Below are 17,667 nucleotides of genomic sequence, written 5' to 3'. Positions count from 1 at the left end.
TAACCGCACCCCATGAGCCCTGACCTGGACCTGACCGCCCCCGTGGCGTCCGCCGCCCGTGCCCCGCTGCGCCGGGCACTCGATCTCGACGGCCGGCTGTTCGAGGCCGCCGCCGCCTGGCACTGGCCCGGTGCCGAGCGGGTGCTGCCCCGCCTGAGCCGGGCCGCGAACCACGGCGTGCTGTGGTTCGCCACGGCCGCCGCCCTGGGCGCGGCCCGCACCCCCCGCTCCCGCCGGGCGGCGGTGCGCGGGCTGGCCTCGCTCGGCCTGGCCTCGCTGACCATCAACACGCTCGGCAAGCGCTCGGTGCGCCGGGCCCGGCCCGTCCTGGACCCGGTGCCCCTGGTGCGGCAGCTGAAGCGGCAGCCGATCACCACCTCCTTCCCGTCCGGGCACGCGGCCTCGGCGGCGGCCTTCGCGACCGGGGTGGCGCTGGAGTCGCCGGCGTGGGGCGCGGCGGTGGCACCGGTGGCCCTCTCGGTGGCGGCGTCCCGGGTCTACACCGGGGTGCACTTCCCGAGCGACGTGCTGGCCGGGGCGGCGCTCGGGGCGGGCGCCGCCTTCCTGGTGCGGCGGCTGGTGCCGGCCCGCACCCAGGTCCGGCAGTCGGCCCGGACGCGGGCCGAGGTCCCGGCGCTGCCCGAGGGCGAGGGGCTGGTGCTGGTCGCCAACCGGGCCTCGGGCACGGCGGACCGGGTCGGCGCGCTGCACGACGCGCTGCCGCGGGCGGAGATCGTGGAGTGCGCGCCGGAGGAGGTCGGGGACGAGCTGGAGAAGGCGGCGGCCCGGGCGCGGGTGCTCGGGGTGTGCGGCGGCGACGGCACGGTGAACGCGGCGGCCCGGGTGGCGCTGCGGCACGGTCTGCCGCTCGCGGTGCTGCCGGGCGGCACCCTCAACCACTTCGCCTACGACCTGGGCGTGGAGGACGAACGGCTGCTGGCCCGCGCGGTCCGGCACGGCGAGGCGGTCCGGGTGGACGCGGGCCGGTTCGTCGCCGGGGACCAGGAGGGCCTGTTCCTGAACACGCTGAGCCTCGGCGTGTACCCGGAGCTGGTGCGGGCCCGGGACGGCTGGTCGCACCGGATCGGCGGCTGGCCGGCCGGGGTGCTCGGCGCGCTGCGCGTGCTGCGGGCCGGGCGCCATCCGCTGGAGGTGGAGATGGGCGGCGGACCGCGGCCCCTGTGGCTGCTGTTCGTCGGCAACGGCGTCTACCACCGCATGGGGCTCTCCCCGGGCCGCCGGACCGATCTGGCGGACGGGCTGCTGGACGTGCGGGTGGTGCACGGGGGCCGCAGGCCCGCTCTGCGGCTGTTCTCGGCGGCCCTCGCGGGCCCGCTGACCCGGTCGCCTGCGCACTCCGCGGTGCAGGTGAACCGGCTGCGGCTGACCGGCCTCGCCCCGGGCACCCCGCTCGCCTACGACGGCGAGGTCACGTCGGTGTCCGGCGAGGTGAGGCTGGAGAAGCTGCCGGAGGCCCTGACGGTCTACCGCCCGCTGGGCACGACCGGCCGATCCCTTTCCTGACCCATCGTCAGTCCACATGGCGATACCCGGGTCTCATCATTCGGCTGGCGCGCGTACGGTGGGGCCGTACCGGCGGACGGGTCCGGCCCGTCCGCCACGAGGGGTGAAGGGGTACGGCCATGGCGAAGCCACAGGAGACCGCCGTCTACACGCACGGGCACCACGAGTCGGTGCTGCGCTCGCACACCTGGCGGACCGCCGCCAACTCCGCGGCCTATCTGCTCGGCTCCCTGAAGCCCCACATGAGGATCCTGGACATCGGCTGCGGCCCGGGCACCATCACCGCCGACCTGGCGGAACTGGTGCCCGACGGCCATGTCACCGGCGTCGACCGGGCGCCCGGCGTCCTGGAGCGGGCCCGGGCCACCGCGGCGGCCCGGGGGCTGGCCAACGTCGACTTCGCGGTGGCCGACGCGCACGCCCTGGACTTCCCCGACGACACCTTCTGCGTGGTCCACGCCCACCAGGTGCTCCAGCACGTGGGCGACCCGGTGCGGGCGCTGCGCGAGATGGCGCGGGTGACGAGACCGGGCGGGTTCGTCGCCGTACGCGACGCGGACTACGCGGCGATGACCTGGTACCCGGCGGTGCCGGGGCTGGACGACTGGCTGGACCTGTACGAGCGGGTGGCCCGGGCCAACGGCGGCGAGCCCGACGCCGGGCGCCGCCTGAAGGCGTGGGCACTGGCCGCCGGGCTGGCCGACGTCACGGCGACCACCGGCACCTGGACGTTCGCCACCGCCGAGGAGCGGGCCTGGTGGAGCGGCCTGTGGGCGGAGCGCACCCTGGCCTCCGCCTACGCCGACCGGGCGGTCGGAGGCGGCCACGCCACCCCGGAGGGACTGCGGGCGGTGTCCGAGGCGTGGCGGGACTGGGGCCGGCGGGAGGACGGCTGGTTCGCCGTGCTGCACGGCGAGATCCTGTGCCGCAAGCAGGCGCCCTAGTCGCGGGGCAGCAGCGGGCCGAGCGGGCCGAGGTCCAGGTTCAGGTCCTCGGGCCGCAGGCCGTAGCGGTCGCGCAGCTCGGCCATGCGCTCCTCCAGGAGCATGAGGGTGAGCCCGATGCGCTCCTCCTGCTCCTCGGTCAGCTCGCCGGTGTCGAAGCGGCGCACGGCCTGCCGTTCCATGAGCTGGCGCAGCAGTTCCACCACGGTCAGCACCAGTTTCACCAGGTCGCGCTCGACCGTGTCGGGTTCCAGGTCGAGCCGCTTGGGCGCGGTCACACGGCCTCCTCGGGGGGCTCGGAGGACACCAGGGGGTCGAAGGGCGAGGGCACCGCCGCGTTGACGGAACTGATGAGCGCGTTCAGGTCGATGCGGACCAGGTCGACGTCCGCGATCCGCAGGGTGATGTCCCCGGTGATCACGACTCCGCCGGCCAGCAGCCGGTCGAGCAGGTCGACGAGCGCGACCTCGCGCCGTTCGACGACGGTCACGTCGCTTCCCCTCCCGCACTCCCCGTGTCCTGCGCGTCTTCCGCGGTGCCCGCGAAGGAGTAGGCGGCCCACGGGCCGGTCAGCTCCACCCGGACCCCGGGGGCCTCGTCCTTCGTCCGGTCCACCGTTTCCACGAACTCCTCGGAATGGGCCCGGGGGACCAGATAGGCCGCGTTGAGCACGTTCTGCCCGGTCGCTCCGGAGAGCGCGGGATTCTGCGGAGCGTGCAGCCGGACGTCCTCCGCGCGTTCGGCGAGGCGCTCGTGCAGCGAGTGCGCGAATCCCTCGGCCCGCTGCCAGATCTCCTCCCGCGCCCGGCCGCGGGCACGCCGCTGCCGCAGGTAGTCCCGGCCGCTCGCGGGCCGCGCCGGGGCGGCGGACGCCGCCTCGGCAGGCTCGGCGGGTTCGTTCTCGACGAACACCTTCACGCCCCACTCCACCCGGCCGTCGAGCCGGTCGAGCAGGGTCCGGAAGTGGTCCTCGCGAGCCTCGATCATCATGCGTACGGCGCTGTCGTCACGGAAGACGGTGGCGAGCCGCAGCGGCAGCGGGGTGGTGACCGTGGTGAGCGCGCCGACCACGCCCTGGTGCGCCCGGGCGGTCGCGGCGAGCCAGTCCAGGTCCTCCAGATGGGCCTTGAGCGCCTGCTCCCCGAAGTCGGCCTCCGGGACCGTGCTGACCACCGCCACCAGCCCGTGGTGGTGCAGCAGGGCCGCCGGAGCGCCCCCCACGCCCGTCAGCTCGGCCTGCAGCGGTGTCATGAAGGGACGGCAGACGGCGTACACGTACCGCAGTCCGGTCATGGGGCCTCCTTCGGGGCGCGGCCCGCCTCGAGCTCCTCGAGGCGGGCGAGCCGTTCACGCAGCTCGGCGTTCTCCCGGGTCAGCTCGTCCCGGCGGGCCCGGGAGGACAGGGCGGGATCGCTCTCCCACCAGTCGATCCCCATCTCCTTGGCCTTGTCCACCGAGGCGACGATCAGACGCAGCTTGATGGTGAGCAGTTCGATGTCGAGCAGGTTGATCCTGATGTCGCCCGCGATGACGACACCCTTGTCGAGCACCCGTTCGAGAATGTCCGCGAGGTTGGCCCCCGATCCCTGTCCGTACGGCTCGGGCAGGCGGCTCGGGAACGTCATCGACGACTCCCGCGCCCGGCGGACTCGGGTTCCTCTTCCTCGTCCTCCTCGTACTCGTCGTAGGCGCCCTCCTCGTCCTCTTCGGGCTCCTCGTCCTCCTCGGGTTCTCCGTCCTCCTCGTCCTCGTACTCGTCCTCGTAGGGCTCGCCGGCCTCTTCGTCCTCACCGGCCTCTTCGTCCTCGTAGGCCTCGTCGCCCTCCTCGGGCTCCCCGGCCTCCCCCTCGGACGCCTCGGGCTCTTCGGGCTCCCCGGAATCCGAGGACTCCTCGGGCTCCTCGCCCTCCTCGCCTTCCCCGGGCGCCTGCGCCTCGGACTCCCCCTCCTGTTCCTCCTCGGCCACGGCGTCCTCGTGGCTGCGGACCACCTCTCCGTCGCGGATCTCGCCGCGCCAGGCGTCCTCCGCCTCTCCCTTGAGGGTGATGAAGCGGGCGAAGTTCTTCAGGTCCAGCCGGGCCCGGCGGCCCTGCGCCCGCCAGATGTTGCCGGTCTTCTCGAACAGGCCGGTCGGGTAGTACTCCATGACCAGCAGCACCCGGGTGAGGTTCTCCTCCAGCCGGTGGAAGGAGACCACGCCCTTGGTGGTGCCCTTGGCACCCTCCGACGTCCACTGGATGCGGTAGTCGGGTATCTGCTCGGTCGTGTGCGCCTTCCAGCTGCGCGACGACCAGAAGATCTTCGCCTGCCAGTCGGAGTGGGTGTCGTCGGAGCGGCTCGCGCTCTTGACGCCCTTCGCGAAGGTGCTGAAGCTCTGGTACTGCGTCCACTGGTCGTACGCGGTGCGCAGCGGCACGCCCACGTCGACGGACTCCATGATGACGGTGGGCTTCCTGCCCGCGCCGCCCTTCTTGCCCTTGCCGCCCCCCAGGTTCCTGACCGCGTCCATCACGTTCTCCTTGGCGCGGGAGGCGCCCACCTCCAGTGCGGAGCGCAGCGGGCCCTTGCCCTCGGCCAGCTTGCGGCCGCCTTCCAGCGCCAGCTTGGCGAAGCCCGGGCTGTTTCCCTCGGCGATGTCGTTGAGCCGCACGGTCGTCTCGCCGAGCTTGCGGCCGACGCCGCTCAGCAGCCGCTCGGCCTGTGCGGTCAGATAGGCGCGGGCCTCCTCCTTGAGCCGGTCGGCGGCCTCGCTGTGGGCGAGGTCGGCGAGCGGGCCCGGCGTGTTGCCGCCGGCGGCCCGGGAGGCCGTGTCACGGAGGGTCTCGGTCATCGCTCATCGCCGCCCTTCGACTGCCGGGAGGCGGCGCCGCGGGCCGTCCCACCGGCCGCGGACGCCCGCTTCGCCGCCGACCTCCCGGCCGCGCCCGTCTTCCTGCCCGCTCCCTTGCCCGTGGCGGACAGCGGCTTTCCTGCGGCCTTCCGGCCGGGAGCCTTCTTCTCGGGGGCCTTCCGCTCGGAAGTCCTCTTCTGCGGGGCCTTCTCCCCGGCGGTCTTCCCGCCGTCGTCCCGGGGTGCCCCGTTCCGGGCCCGGCCCTTCGTGCCGGCCTCCTCGTCCTCGTCCCCGCCGGCTTCCGCGCCCTCGTCCGGCTCCTCGTCCGAGCCGCCGGGCACCGCGCCCGACAGCTCGTCGTGCACCCGGTCGGTGCGGCTGCGCAGCCGGTCGGCGAGCGAACTCATCTGCCGTTCGACCATCGCGCCGGTGGCGGCCTTGCCGACACCCCGCAGGTCCTGGCGCAGCTGGTCCCCGATCTCCTTGAACTGGGGGTTGCTCTTCAGCTGCTGGTTCGCCAGTTCCGCGAGCATCTTCGGACTGAGGTTCAGCTTCTTGCCGGCCACCAGGGAGCCGACCGCGAGCGCCATCTTCAGCTTCTTGGTGCGGCCGAGCAGATATCCGGCCCCTACGGCGAGGCCCAGTGCCGTTCGGTTCATCGTCCCGTCCCGTTGCCTGTCGTGTCGCCGGAGTGCGAGGCGGTCTCCAGCCGGTCGAGCAGTTCGTCCTCGCGCCGGTCGAACTCCTCCTCGGTGATCTCCCCCGCCTCCAGTTGCTCTTCGAGGCGGGCGAGTTCGGCCCGTACGGTGGCGGGGTCGTAGTAGATCCGCTCCGCCTCCTGGAGCACCTGCCTGATGGCCCACGCGCCGCCGCGCACGGGCGCGAACGGCAGCATCAGCACTTCGCCGATCAGTCCCATGGTGTTCTCCTTCCGTCCGGGCCGTGCGACACCGGGGCGCTACCGCGCGCCGGTGTCCGCGCCCGCCGTGCTGCCGGCGGGCTGGGCCGGGCCCGGCTCGACGAAGCTGTACGGCGGCAGCGGCCCGTTGATCCGCAGGTCGAGGTGGGGGTGGCCCTCGCGGACCTCCTCCACGGCGGCCAGGAAGCGCTCGGCCGAGTCCCGGGGCACGAGGTAGGACACGTTCAGCAGCCAGCCGGTGGACTCGGGGCCCACGCTGACCGCGGCGGCGGCCGGTGCCAGCAGGTCGCGCACCTCGCCGGCGTCCTCGGCCTCCTTGCCCTTGACGAGCGCGGCGACCAGCTCGCCGAGGCGGATCTTGTCGTCGTAGCTGCCGCCGCCGGAGCGGCGGTTGGCCTCGGCGAGGGCGCGTGCCTCGGCGTTCTCGGCCATCACCAGGTGCAGCACGGCCTCCTCGACGTGGGTGGCCTTGACGTTGTACTCGACCTTGCCGTCCAGCTCCCGCAGCCGCTCCGCGTAGTGGTCCGCACGCTCGGTGAGCACCTGGACGACCGCGTCGTCGTCCGTGGCGACGCTGCCGAACCGCATGGGCAGCACACAGCCGCCGGCCCCGGCCTCGGCGAGCACGTTCTGGTGGGCGAGCAGGTCCCGGCGCTTGGGGCGCAGGTCCTCGGGGGCCTCGCTGACCACGGCGGCCAGGTCACCGGCCGTGAGGACGCGCACCGTCCGGGGCGGCTCGCCCACGCCGGTCATGCCCTCGGGCAGCGCCGGGTGCGACCGGGCGGTGATCCCGTAGACGTAGGTGCTCACTCCTGCTCCTCCTTACGACGCGCCGGGGCCTTGCGGGCGCGCGGCCGGGACTCGGTCTCCCCTTCCTGACGGGCCTGGTTGAAGGCGTCGGATATGGTCTGGGCGGCACCGGACAGCGCGCCCTTGGACTTGCCCCGGGCGCCCTTCTCGGTGATCTCGCCGACGACCTCGGGCAGGCCGGGGCTCTTGCGCGGCCCCGACTCCAGGTCGAGGCGGTTGCACGCCTCGGCGAAGCGCAGGTAGGTGTCGACGCTGGCCACGACGACCCGGACGTCGATCTTCAGGATCTCGATACCGACCAGGGAGACGCGGACGAACGCGTCGATCACCAGTCCCCGGTCGAGGACGAGCTCGAGCACGTCGTAGAGGCCGCTGCTGCCGCCTCCGCCTCCGCTCTGCTGTGCCGGAACAACAGTCATGCCGGCGATTCCTCCTCGTGCCTAGTAGGTGCACGGACTGCGCGGTCGGGACGCGCGGGCGGGCTCAGCGTCCGCCGCGCGCGTCGGCCCTGCCGCGTTCGTAACGGCGGACGCGCCGGTACCCGGTCAGCTGCCCCTCGGGGTCCAGCTCGACCTGGTAGCTCGCCATCAGGCTCATGGTGTCGGGCACCCGGGCCAGCTCCAGCACCTCGACTTCGATGGACCAGCCGTCCTCGGTCTGCTCGAAGGAGGAGACGTTCTCGGGGACGAGCCCGGTGAGTTCGGTGAGCTGGGTGCGCGCCTCGCGCAGCACCTCCATGGGGGTCGGCCGGCGGCCGCCCGCCTCGTTCCGCGCGTTGTCCTGTGCGTTGTCGTGCGTGTCGGGTGAATCCTGGGATTCTCGTGAACTTTGTGTCTCTGGTGTGCTGTTTGTGTTCGACATGGCCACCTCTCCCCTGCGTGTGGCCGCTCCTCCCTTGGCCAAACCTCGGGAGCGCATGTCATCGGGGCGGCGCCGGGCCGGCCCGAGGGAGCGGCCCCGCCGCGGCGGCTCGGCCCGCGGTTCGGCGAGGGTCCAGCGGCGGGCGTCGAGCGCGGGATCGTCCACCTGCTTCCAGGCTAGGGGCACCGCGACCGGAGCGCCCGGGCGGGCGCGGACGGTGTACGGGGCGGCGGCGGTCCGGGCGTAGGCGTTGCGCTGGGCGTCCGGGCAGGGGCGGCCCGCGCCGTCCCCGGTGCGGGCGGCCGTGGTGAGCCGGTCCGGGCGCCGGGCGGCGGCCTGCGAAGCGACGCCCCGGGCGCACCGCGGCACCTCGCCGGTGCCGCCGCGGCCGTCCGTCAGCGGCTCCCGCAGCCATCCGGCGGCCTCGCGGACGGCCGCGAAGTCGTCGTCCTGGGGGATCGGGGCCGAGGACCAGCCGGTCCGCGCGGTGCGGGCCGCCCTCCTGACGCGGGCCCGGTCCGCGAGGTACAGCAGGGTCGCGGTGTCGTCGCAGACCACGTGGCTGACCGTGCCGCCCTTCTTGGCGTCCTCGGCTCGGGCGATCCGGTCCGGGTGGTGCCCGGGGGCGTTCCGCTGCGGGAACCGCTCGCCGTCCAGGCCGTCCGGACACCGCTCCGGCATCAGCGGACGGCCCCGCCGGTGCGGCAGCGGATACGGCGCGACGCACCGGCAGTGGTCGGCGAGGTCGCCCCCGGTGTACTCGGGCGCGCCGGCGCGGCCGGGGAAGAGGACTTCCCCGGCCGCTGGATCCGCACCGTCCGCCGGACCGCCCGGGTCGCCCGCGCGGCGCCGTGGCTCATCGCACGACCGCCTCCTCGACCAGCAGCCGGGCCGCCGCCGCGATGCCCACCGAGTCGATGCCGGCCGCGTGCAGCTGCTCGTCGGGCGCGGCCGAGCCCGGCATGGTGCGCACCGCCAGCCGGACCAGGCGGGGCACCGGCCGGCCGTCGCCGAACACCTCCGCGACGGCGTCCCCGAGGCCGCCCTCCGGGTGGTGGTCCTCCACCGTGAGCAGGCAGCCGGTCTCCTCGGCGGCGCGGTGCAGGGTGTCCGCGTCGACGGGCTTGACCGAGTACAGGTCGATCACCCGCACGTCGATGCCCTCCTCGGCGAGCCGGTCGGCGGCCGTCAGCGCCTCGGGCACGGTCACCCCGGCCGCGACGATCGTCAGCCGGTCGTTCCCGCCGGAGCGCAGCGTCTTGCTGCCGCCGACGGGGAACTCCTCGTCCGGGCCGTAGAGCACCGGGGTCTTGCCGCGGGAGGTGCGCAGATAGCGGATGCCGTCCAGTGCGGCCATCCCCGCGACGAGCCGGGCCGTCTGGTTGGCGTCGCACGGGTAGAGCACCGTGGAGCCGTACACGGACCGGAACATCGCCAGGTCCTCCAGGCCCATCTGCGAGGGTCCGTCCTGGCCGATGGCGACACCGGCGTGCGAGCCGACCAGGTTGATCCCGGAGCCGCTGATGGACGCCATGCGCACGAAGTCGTGGGCGCGGGTGAGGAACGCGGCGAAGGTGGCGGCGTAGGGCACCCAGCCGCGCGCGGCCATGCCGACGGCGGTCGCGACGAGCTGCTGCTCGGCGATGTAGCACTCGAAGTAGCGGTCGGGGTGTTCCTTGGCGAACTCCTCGGTGCGGGTGGAGTCGCCGACCTCGCCGTCCAGGGCGACGACGTCGCCGCGCGCGGTGCCGAGCGCGGCGAGGGCCTTGCCGAAGGCGTCCCGGGTGGCGGCCTCCTCGCCCACCTCGAAGCGCGGCAGCCGGACCGCCTCGGTGGTGAGGGAGCGCAGGGCGGCGGCGACCTGCGGCTCGCTGACCCGGATCCGCAGATCACGCTGCCCGCCGAGTTCGGCGATGGCCTCCTCGGCCTCGGGCAGCGGCTTGCCGTGCAGTCCCTCGCGGTCCTCCACGGCGGCGACGCCCTTGCCCTTGAGGGTGCGGGCGAGGATCACGGTGGGCTGCCCGGCGGTGGACAGCGCCTCGCCGTACGCCCGGTCGATCTTGTCGACGTCGTGCCCGTCGATCTCGATGGTGTGCCAGCCGAAGGCCTGGAAGCGGCGGGCGTAGGCGTCCAGGTCGTGGCCGTGCCGGGTGGGGCCGCGCTGGCCGAGCCGGTTGACGTCCACGATGGCGACGAGGTTGTCCAGGTTCTCGTGGCCCGCGTGTTCGGCGGCCTCCCACACCGAGCCCTCCGCCAGCTCGCTGTCACCGCACAGCACCCACACCCGGTAGCCGGTGCGGTCCAGCCGCTTCCCGGCGAGGGCGATGCCGACGCCGACCGGCAGGCCCTGGCCGAGCGAGCCGGTGGCCGTCTCCACCCAGGGCAGCCGGCGGGGCGTGGGGTGGCCCTCCAGCCGGCTGCCGAGCTTGCGGAAGGTCACCAGTTCGCCGTCCTCGATGGCGCCGGCCGCCTTGTACGCGGCGTACAGCAGCGGGGAGGCGTGGCCCTTGGACAGGACGAAACGGTCGTTGGCGGGGTGTTCGGGACGCTCGAAGTCGTAGCGGAGGTGGTTGGCGAGCAGGACGGCCACCAGGTCGGCGGCGGACATCGAGGACGTGGGGTGTCCCGATCCGGCGGCGGCGGACGCCCGCACGCTGTCCACGCGCAACTGCTGGCCGAGTTCGGCGAGTTCGTCGGTGTTCATGAGTCTCCTAGGTCTCCTTGCGGGTCGGTTCGGGGGCTGCTCGCAGACCCCCTCGTGCTCGGTTCGGGGGCGGGGTGGCCGTCCGGCCGGATCCCGCGGCTCCCGTGGGTCATGGGCTCCTCTTCCCCGGCGCCCTCCGCCCGTTCGTGTTCCCCGGGTCCGCCGTGTCCCTCGTGCGGGCCGGGTCCGCCCGGGTGCCCCGGCGGTCCGGGCGCCGCCGCCTCCAGCGGCGCGGGCCGGGACCCGCCGAGGCCCAACTGGACGCCCTGGCGAGGGAGTACGGCGTCCAGCAGCCAGTCGGCGGCGACCCGGACGCGGTTGCCGGGCAGGGCGGCGAGGTGGTGGCCGCGGGTCACCGCGCCCGCCGTCAGCCCGGACAGCGGGATGCCGAGCGGGTCGGCGGCGGCCCGGGCCCCGCCGAGGTCGACGGCGAGGCCGGTGCGGTGGTGGCGGTACGCGCGCCGGCGCCGCCCGAGCCCGAGCGAGGCGGCCACGTTCTCCCCGGCCACCCGGCCCTGCCGCCAGGCGTGCCGGGCCGTCAGCGGCGTGAACTCCCCGGGTCCGTCCGGGTCGGGCACGGCGGCGGTGTCCCCGCAGGCGAACACCTCGGGCCGGCCGGGCAGCCGCAGATACCGGTCCACCATCAGCCGCCCGCGTATCCGCGGCTGCCCGAGGTCCTCCACCAGCGGACCGGGCCGTGTCCCCACGCACCACACCAGGGTCCGGGACGCGAGGAACTCGCCGTCGCCGAGCAGCACCCCGTCCCGGGTGGCCTCCCGTACCGAGGTGCCGGTCCGCACCTCTACCCCGCGGGCCCGCAGCACCCGCTCGGCCCTGCGGGACAGCCGCTCGTCCAGCTCCGGCAGCACGCGCGGTGCCACGTCGAGCAGGATCCAGCGGGGGCGCAGCCCGGCCGGCAGCGGGGTGCGGCGGGCCAGCCGGTCGGTGAGCAGTTGGGTCTGTGCCGCCACCTCGGTGCCGGTGTACCCGGCCCCGGCGACGACGAACGTGCACCGGGCGGCGGCCGCCCCGGGGTCGTCGCCGGCGGCGAGTTCCACCTGCCGGGTGACGTGGTCGCGCAGGTACAGCGCCTCGGGCGGTCCCCGGAAGCCGTGCGCGTGCTCGGCGACGCCGGGGACCGGCGGCGGCTCGCCCGCGCTGCCGACGGCCAGCACCAGCCGCTCGTAGCCGAGCCGGCCCGCGCCGCCCTCGGGGTCGTGGTAGTGCACGGTGCACCCGTCCAGGTCGACGCGCTCCGCCTCGCCGAGGACCAGCCGCACCCCGCGCAGCGTGCCGGGCAGCGACACGGTGACCCTGCGGGCCTCCAGGACGCCGGCGGCGACCTGGGGCAGCAGCGGCAGGTACAGGAAGTGGTCGGTGGGGTTGAGCAGCGTGATGTCGGCGCGGTCCCGGGTGAGCCGGGCCAGGGTGCGGGCGGCCCGGTACCCGGCGAAACCGGCGCCGACGATCACGACGCGAGGTCGGCTCACGGTGCGCCTCCGGCGGTGTGGCTCGTACGAGGTCTTCCGCGTAACCGGGGCCGGGTCCCCCAAACGCCGGGCCGGTCACCGTTGCGCCGGCCGGAGCAGGGGCAGGGAGTGCGCCCCGGGGCGCCCGTGCGCCGGCCGGAGCCCCGGACGCGCGGCGTCGCGCGCCCCGGCGGCGGCGTTTCGCGCCGGCGCCCCCGGTTACCCGGGGCCGGTCCGGGCCACACCTCACGGGTCCCCCCGCGACCGGCGCGGACCGCACCAGGACCGGCACAGCGACGCGGAGGTTTCGCCCATGCCCGAGTACGGCTATTTCCTGGCGGCCGAGGAACACGACCCCGCGGCCCTCGTCGAGCAGGCCCGGATGGCCGAGCAGGCCGGGTTCCAGGCGCTGTGGATCTCCGACCACTACCACCCGTGGAACGACGCGCAGGGGCAGAGCGCGTTCGTGTGGTCGGTGATCGGGGCGCTGTCCCAGGCGGTTTCGCTGCCCATCGAGACGGCCGTGACCTGCCCGACCGTGCGGATCCACCCGGCGGTGCTGGCCCAGGCCGCGGCGACCAGCGCGGTGATGACCGAGGGCCGTTTCCGGCTCGGCGTCGGCACCGGCGAGGCGCTGAACGAGCACATCCTCGGCGACCGCTGGCCCCCGGCGCGGGTGCGGCTGGAGATGCTGGAGGAGGCCGTCGGGGTGATGCGCCGGCTGTTCACCGGCGAGGAGGTCAGCCACCACGGAAAGCACTACACGGTGGAGAACGCCCGCCTCTACACCGTCCCGGACGAGCCCGTCCCGATCGACGTCTCGGCTTTCGGCCCGAAGGCGATCGAGCTGGCCTCCCGGGTCGGCGACGGCTACATCACGATGATGCCGGACGAGGAAATGGTCGCCCGGTTCCGCGACGGCGGCGGCGGCACGAAGCCGGTGAGCGGCGGCACGAAGGTGTGCTACGGCACCGACCGGGACGCGTGCGTCCGCACCGTGCACCGGCTCTGGTACAACGAGCTGCTGCCCGGCGAGATGGGGCAGGTGCTGCCCTCGCCCCGGCACTTCGAGCAGCTGCACGAGCTGGTCACCGAGGCCATGGTGCGGGAGAAGGTCGTGTGCGGGGACGACGTCGAGCAGCACGTCGGCACCTTGCGGGCGTTCGCCGACGCCGGGTTCGACCGGGTCTATGTGAATCAGATCGGGCCGGACCAGCGGGGCTTCTTCGACTTCTACCGGACGAAGGTGCTGCCCCGGCTGACCGGATGAGCCCGGATGAGCGGTGGGCCGGGCGGGCCCCGCCGTCAGGACCGGTGGTGCGGGGCGTCCGGCGGGGTCTGGGGCATCGGGGGGTAGGGCATGCCGAGGCCCGACGGCGGGGCACCGGGGGCGGTGCCGCCGATCACGCGGCGCGCCGGGGTGTGGTGGCCATGGGCCGCGCCGCGCAGGAAGTACGCCGCCGCGCCGAGCAGTGCCGCCGTGATCAGGGCCGCGGCCCAGCCGGGCAGGCCGGACGCCAGGGCCAGGCCCACCGCGAGGGCCACCGCGCCGCCCGCGTACAGGGCGAGGGCGCCCGAGGCGGCGTAGAGCATGGCGGTGCGGCGCTGCTTGCGGGACTGCTCGCGCAGTTCGTCGCGTACCGTCTCGCGTGCCACCTGGGCCAGTTCCTCGACCAGGTGCCGGTCCAGATGATGTTCCAGGTGCTCCGAACGGTTCATACCGTGCGGGTACCCGTCCCCCACTGTGCGTAACGCGGAGGCCGTGCGCACCGCGGCCGGCCCCAACTAGGCTCGTCCGCATGGAGATTCTGGGCGCTTCGCTGCGCATCTGCGTCGACGACCTCGACACCGCCGTCCCCTTCTACGAGCGGCTGACGGGCGCCGGCGCGCAACGCTTCACCCGCGGCGGGGTCGAGGTCGCCGCGGTCGGCTCGTTCCTGCTGATGAGCGGGCCGGAGGAGGAGCTGGAGATCCTGCGCAAGGTCGCGGCGACGATCGCGGTCAAGGACGTGGACGAGGCCCACCGGCTGCTGACGGAGCTGGGCGGGCGGGTCGTCGCGGGGCCGGTGCCGACCCCGGGGGGCCGCAATCTGCTGGCGGTGCACCCGGACGGGTCGGTCTTCGAGTACGTGGACCAGCGCGGCTGAACCGGTCAGCCGCGCATCTCGGTGGTCAGGGCCCAGCGCTCGTGGTCGCGCCAGGCACCGTCGACGTGGATCATGGCGGGCGAGAAGCCCTCCAGGCGGAACCCGGCGCCCCGGGCGAGGGCGATGGAGGCGGCGTTGCCCGGCTGGACGTTGATCTCCAGCCGGTGCAGGCCCAGCGGGCCGAACGCGTACCCGATGACCAGGTCCAGCCCTTCGCGCATCAGGCCCCGCCCGGCCGCGTGCGCGAAGGCGCCGTAGCCGAGGGCGCCGCACCGGAAGCCGCCCCGCACGATGTTGTTGATGTTGATGAACCCGGCGATGTCCCCGCTGTCCCGCTCGCACACGAGGAAGCCGGCCCGGGCCGGGTCGTCGATCAGCCGGCCGGCGTAGTCGGCGTACGCCTCGTCGGTGTCCGGCGGAAACAGCCAGGGCCGGTGCAGGTCCTTGCTCTGGCGGGCCCGGGCGGTGAACTCGGGGCCGTCCTCGAGGGTGAAGGGGCGGATGGCGACGCGGGGGCCTTCGGCGAGGTACCGGGACGGGTGGTGCGGCATCCGCCCAGCGTACGACGTCAGCGCAGGGCCGGCTCGTCCAGGGTGAGCGTGCCCGCCTCCGCGTCGAGTACGGCGGCCACCCCGAAGGGCACCGTCAACGCCCCTTCGCAGTGCCCGAATCCGAAGTCCTGCGCGACCGGTACCCCGAGTCCGCCGAGCCGGTCGGCGAACAGGTCCCGCAGCTCCTCCCGGCCGGCGCAGTCCTCCCAGGAGCCGAGCAGCACCCCGCGCACCCCGTCCAGCAGGCCGGCCCGCAGGAGTTGGGTGAGGTACCGGTCCAGCCGGTAGGCCGGCTCGCCGACGTCCTCCAGGCAGAGCAGCCCCCCGCGCGCCGAGGGCCGGGCGCCCGGGGTGCCGGCCTCCGCGGCGAGCAGGCACAGGCAGCCGCCGACGGTGACGCCACGGGCCCGGCCGGGCACGAGGGCGGTGCCGCCGGAGACGAGGGTGCGGACGGTCTCGGGTGCGAACAGCGTGGCCCGCAGGTGCTCCTGGGCGCGCTGGTTCTTGACGAAGTCGGCTCCGGCCGCCACCGGCCCGTACAGCGTGGCGAGCCCCAGCCGGGTGGCGATGGCCTCGTGCACCGCGGTGACGTCGCTGAAGCCGATGAACAGCTTGGGTCCGGCCGCGCGCAGCGCGTCCCAGTCGAGCAGGTCCAGCATGCGCTGGGCGCCGTAGCCGCCGCGGGCGCACAGCACCGCGTCCACGGCGGGGTCGCACCAGGCGTTCTGGAAGTCGGCGGCGCGGTCGGCGTCGGTGCCGGCCAGATAGCCGAGCCCGGGGTGCCGGTCCAGGACGTGCGGGGCGGCCACCGGGTCGAGGTCCCAGCCGCGCAGCACGTCCAGGCCCGCCTGGAGCCGTTCCTCGGGCACCGGGCCGCTGGTGGCGACGACGGCGACCCGGGCGCCGGGGGCCAGCCGGCGCGGCCGGACGAGTTCCTTCACGGGGTCAGCTCCACCTTCGGGGCCGGCGGTTCCGGGTCCAGCCCGAACACCTGGGTGTACAGGGACAGTTCCGCCTCCAGCGCGCGGATCACGGTCTCGGCGCGGCGGAATCCGTGGCCCTCGCCCTCGAAGGCGAGGTAGGCGTGCGGCACGCCCCGGCCGGCGGTCCGGGCGAGGAAGCGCTCGCACTGGGCGGGCGGGCAGATGACGTCGTCCAGGCCCTGGAGCAGCAGGAAGGGCACGGTGAGCCGGTCGGCGTGGGTGATCGGGGAGCGTTCGGCGTACCGGGCGGGCACCTCGGCGAGCGGGCCGATCAGCGACTCCGGGTAACGGGACTCGAAGTCGTGGGTCCCGCCGGGGCCCCAGGTGGTGAGGTCGAGCACCGGGTAGGCGATGGTGCCGCAGGCGTAGACGTCGGTGGTGGCCAGGGAGGCGGCGGCGGTCCAGCCGCCGGCGCTGCCGCCCCGGATCGCCAGCCGGGCGGGGTCGGCGGCGCCCTCGGCGGCGAGCGCGCGGGCGACGGCCGCGCAGTCCTCGACGTCGACGACGCCCCACCGGCCGCGCAGCCGCTCGCGGTAGGCCCGGCCGTAGCCGGTGGAGCCGCCGTAGTCCACCTCGGCGACGCCGATGCCCCGGGAGGTGAAGTAGGCGACGGCCAGGTCCAGGACGAGCGGGGTCCGGCTGGTGGGCCCGCCGTGCGCCCAGATCACGTACGGCGGGCGGGTGCCGTCGGGCGCGGTCCGCGCGGGGTGGTGCGGCGGGTACAGATGGGCGTGCACCTCGCGGCCGTCGGGCCCGGGGAAGGTGCGCACCTCGGGCCGCGGGTAGTAGGCGGGGTCGACGGGATCGCGGTGGCGGGCGCCGACCACGCGGGCACGGCCGGTGACCGTGTCCAGTTCGACCACCTCGTACCCGGTGTGCGGGCCGGCGGCGACGGTGACGACGCGCTGGCCGTGCACGGCGAGGGTGGGGGCGCACTCGGTCCACGGCCCGGCGGCGTCCACGATCTCGCCGGACTCCGGGTCCAGTATCCCGAGCCGGGCCGGTCCGCGTCCGTGCACGACCGCCAGCAGGCCGTTGTCCAGCGGGGCGAACCAGCGCGCCCCGAGCTGCCAGAGGGGGCCGCCGAACTCCTCCTCCCGGTCGCACAGCGGGGTGCCGTCGCGGTAGAGGTGCCACCAGCCGCCGCGGTCGCTCGCGTACAGCAGGGCGCCGTCCGGCGCCCACTCGGCCTGGCAGACGGCCTCGTCCGGGCCCCCGGCGACCGTGCGGACGCCGGTCAGCCGGCCGTCGTCGCGCACGTCGGCGACCAGCAGTTCGGTGCCGTCCCACGGCATCCGCGGATGGTCCCAGCCGAGCCAGGCGGCCCGCCGGCCGTCGGGCGAGAGCCGGGCGCCGGTGACGAACCGGTGCCGGGAGGCGGTGAGTTCGCGGACGGCGGCCCGGTCGGTGGCGGCCGAGCCGTCCAGCGGTACGGCGGCCAGGACCCGCCGCACGTCGTCCGGGCCGTCCCCGGTGAACTCCTCCAGTACGCACCACACCTCGCCGCGGGCGGCGTCCACGCGGGGCTCGGCCCAGCGCAGGCCGCCGCCCGCCGGGGACAGGGGGGTGAGCGGGACGGGTTCGCCGCCGGGCTCGTACCGGTACAGCCGCTGGTCGGCGAAGTGCGCGAACACGATCAGCGGCCGGCCGCCGGCCACGACCCCGGTCCAGGGCCGGCCGCCGTACTCGATGACCCGGCTGCGGACGTTCCACGGCGCGGGCAGCACGGTCTCCTCGGCGCCGTCGGCGCGCCGCCGGACCAGGGTCCGCCGGCCGCCCTCGGCCGGCCGGGGCTCGGTCCACCAGATCTCGTCGCCGACGTACGCGACCCAGTCGGGGCGGCCGTCGTGCGCGGCGGCGAGCGCGGCGGTGACGGGCGACGGCCAGGATCCGTACGGCGCGGTGCGCGTCTGCTCCCCCATCGC

General features: G+C 75.0%; 20 protein-coding genes and 1 pseudogene. 4 read left to right on the top strand and 17 right to left on the bottom strand.

Going from position 1 to position 17,667, the window contains the following annotated elements:
- The first annotated feature begins 12 nt into the window (after nt 1–12).
- Together ACZ63H_RS26210 and ACZ63H_RS26205 are read left to right on the top strand one after the other, a co-directional pair.
- A complete protein-coding gene (locus ACZ63H_RS26210) occupies nt 13–1,524 on the top strand; it encodes a phosphatase PAP2 family protein (RefSeq protein ID WP_469868978.1) in 1,512 nt (503 codons plus the stop codon).
- Nucleotides 1,525–1,643: 119 nt separating this feature from the next.
- Nucleotides 1,644–2,468: a class I SAM-dependent methyltransferase gene (locus ACZ63H_RS26205; RefSeq protein WP_469868976.1), complete on the top strand. Its 825-nt coding sequence runs from the start codon at nt 1,644–1,646 to the stop codon at nt 2,466–2,468.
- Here ACZ63H_RS26205 and ACZ63H_RS26200 read toward each other — a convergent pair.
- From ACZ63H_RS26200 to ACZ63H_RS26140, 13 genes and pseudogenes are all read right to left on the bottom strand, one after another.
- Complete coding sequence (locus ACZ63H_RS26200; RefSeq protein ID WP_469868974.1) at nt 2,465–2,746, bottom strand: gas vesicle protein K; 282 nt, start codon at nt 2,744–2,746, stop codon at nt 2,465–2,467. The genes ACZ63H_RS26205 and ACZ63H_RS26200 overlap by 4 nt on opposite strands.
- Entirely contained in the window at nt 2,743–2,958 is a 216-nt protein-coding gene (locus tag ACZ63H_RS26195; protein ID WP_469868972.1) for a gas vesicle protein, read from the bottom strand. The genes ACZ63H_RS26200 and ACZ63H_RS26195 overlap by 4 nt, the downstream gene beginning before the upstream one ends.
- A complete protein-coding gene (locus ACZ63H_RS26190) occupies nt 2,955–3,761 on the bottom strand; it encodes a GvpL/GvpF family gas vesicle protein (RefSeq protein WP_469868970.1) in 807 nt (268 codons plus the stop codon). Before ACZ63H_RS26190 ends, ACZ63H_RS26195 begins: the two co-directional genes overlap by 4 nt.
- Nucleotides 3,758–4,093 (bottom strand): gas vesicle protein, encoded by a 336-nt coding sequence (locus ACZ63H_RS26185; protein WP_469868968.1) that lies wholly within the window; start codon nt 4,091–4,093, stop codon nt 3,758–3,760. Before ACZ63H_RS26185 ends, ACZ63H_RS26190 begins: the two co-directional genes overlap by 4 nt.
- Nucleotides 4,090–5,298 carry an SRPBCC family protein gene (locus ACZ63H_RS26180; protein ID WP_469868966.1) on the bottom strand — a complete coding sequence of 403 codons (1,209 nt, stop codon included), beginning with the start codon at nt 5,296–5,298 and terminating at the stop codon, nt 4,090–4,092. Before ACZ63H_RS26180 ends, ACZ63H_RS26185 begins: the two co-directional genes overlap by 4 nt.
- The gene (locus ACZ63H_RS26175) at nt 5,295–5,957 is read right to left on the bottom strand and encodes a DNA primase (RefSeq protein WP_469868964.1); all 663 of its coding nucleotides are present in this window, start codon (nt 5,955–5,957) and stop codon (nt 5,295–5,297) included. The genes ACZ63H_RS26180 and ACZ63H_RS26175 overlap by 4 nt, the downstream gene beginning before the upstream one ends.
- Entirely contained in the window at nt 5,954–6,217 is a 264-nt protein-coding gene (locus tag ACZ63H_RS26170; protein ID WP_469868962.1) for a gas vesicle protein GvpG, read from the bottom strand. Before ACZ63H_RS26170 ends, ACZ63H_RS26175 begins: the two co-directional genes overlap by 4 nt.
- A 39-nt stretch (nt 6,218–6,256) precedes the next feature.
- Nucleotides 6,257–7,027, bottom strand: a complete 771-nt coding sequence (locus ACZ63H_RS26165; protein WP_469868960.1) for a GvpL/GvpF family gas vesicle protein — start codon at nt 7,025–7,027, stop codon at nt 6,257–6,259.
- Entirely contained in the window at nt 7,024–7,446 is a 423-nt protein-coding gene (locus tag ACZ63H_RS26160) for a gas vesicle structural protein GvpA (RefSeq protein WP_469868958.1), read from the bottom strand. The genes ACZ63H_RS26165 and ACZ63H_RS26160 overlap by 4 nt, the downstream gene beginning before the upstream one ends.
- A gap of 64 nt (nt 7,447–7,510) precedes the next feature.
- Nucleotides 7,511–7,888, bottom strand: a complete 378-nt coding sequence (locus tag ACZ63H_RS26155) for a gas vesicle protein GvpO (RefSeq protein ID WP_469869008.1) — start codon at nt 7,886–7,888, stop codon at nt 7,511–7,513.
- A 180-nt stretch (nt 7,889–8,068) separates the two neighbouring features.
- A pseudogene (gene ligD / locus ACZ63H_RS26150) lies at nt 8,069–8,596 on the bottom strand (non-homologous end-joining DNA ligase LigD); the annotation flags it as partial.
- A gap of 148 nt (nt 8,597–8,744) precedes the next feature.
- Complete coding sequence (locus ACZ63H_RS26145) at nt 8,745–10,592, bottom strand: transketolase (protein WP_469868956.1); 1,848 nt, start codon at nt 10,590–10,592, stop codon at nt 8,745–8,747.
- A complete protein-coding gene (locus ACZ63H_RS26140; protein WP_469868954.1) occupies nt 10,589–12,082 on the bottom strand; it encodes an NAD(P)/FAD-dependent oxidoreductase in 1,494 nt (497 codons plus the stop codon). Before ACZ63H_RS26140 ends, ACZ63H_RS26145 begins: the two co-directional genes overlap by 4 nt.
- Before the next feature lie 292 nt (nt 12,083–12,374).
- On the opposite strand from ACZ63H_RS26140, the gene ACZ63H_RS26135 reads away from it, so the two are divergent.
- The gene (locus ACZ63H_RS26135) at nt 12,375–13,331 is read left to right on the top strand and encodes an LLM class F420-dependent oxidoreductase (protein WP_469868952.1); all 957 of its coding nucleotides are present in this window, start codon (nt 12,375–12,377) and stop codon (nt 13,329–13,331) included.
- Between the two features lie 35 nt (nt 13,332–13,366).
- On the opposite strand, the gene ACZ63H_RS26130 is transcribed toward ACZ63H_RS26135, so the two are convergent.
- Nucleotides 13,367–13,780: a phage holin family protein gene (locus tag ACZ63H_RS26130; RefSeq protein WP_469868950.1), complete on the bottom strand. Its 414-nt coding sequence runs from the start codon at nt 13,778–13,780 to the stop codon at nt 13,367–13,369.
- 80 nt (nt 13,781–13,860) lie between these two features.
- Between ACZ63H_RS26130 and ACZ63H_RS26125 the strand changes: the two genes are divergently transcribed.
- Nucleotides 13,861–14,208, top strand: a complete 348-nt coding sequence (locus tag ACZ63H_RS26125; protein WP_469868948.1) for a VOC family protein — start codon at nt 13,861–13,863, stop codon at nt 14,206–14,208.
- A 5-nt stretch (nt 14,209–14,213) separates the two neighbouring features.
- Here the strand turns inward: ACZ63H_RS26125 and ACZ63H_RS26120 are convergent, their stop codons facing one another.
- From ACZ63H_RS26120 to ACZ63H_RS26110, 3 genes are read right to left on the bottom strand one after another with little or no spacing between them, the layout of a single operon-like run.
- A complete protein-coding gene (locus ACZ63H_RS26120; RefSeq protein WP_469868946.1) occupies nt 14,214–14,759 on the bottom strand; it encodes a GNAT family N-acetyltransferase in 546 nt (181 codons plus the stop codon).
- A gap of 17 nt (nt 14,760–14,776) precedes the next feature.
- Nucleotides 14,777–15,700, bottom strand: a complete 924-nt coding sequence (locus tag ACZ63H_RS26115; protein ID WP_469868944.1) for a S66 peptidase family protein — start codon at nt 15,698–15,700, stop codon at nt 14,777–14,779.
- A complete protein-coding gene (locus ACZ63H_RS26110) occupies nt 15,697–17,664 on the bottom strand; it encodes an LpqB family beta-propeller domain-containing protein (protein ID WP_469868942.1) in 1,968 nt (655 codons plus the stop codon). Before ACZ63H_RS26110 ends, ACZ63H_RS26115 begins: the two co-directional genes overlap by 4 nt.
- Between the last annotated feature and the right edge of the window lie 3 nt (nt 17,665–17,667).

It is taken from the genome of Streptomyces sp. NPDC104831, from assembly GCF_055583025.1.
The sequence above is the reverse complement of the archived record's forward strand: the minus strand, read 5'-3'. Positions and strand labels throughout refer to the sequence as shown.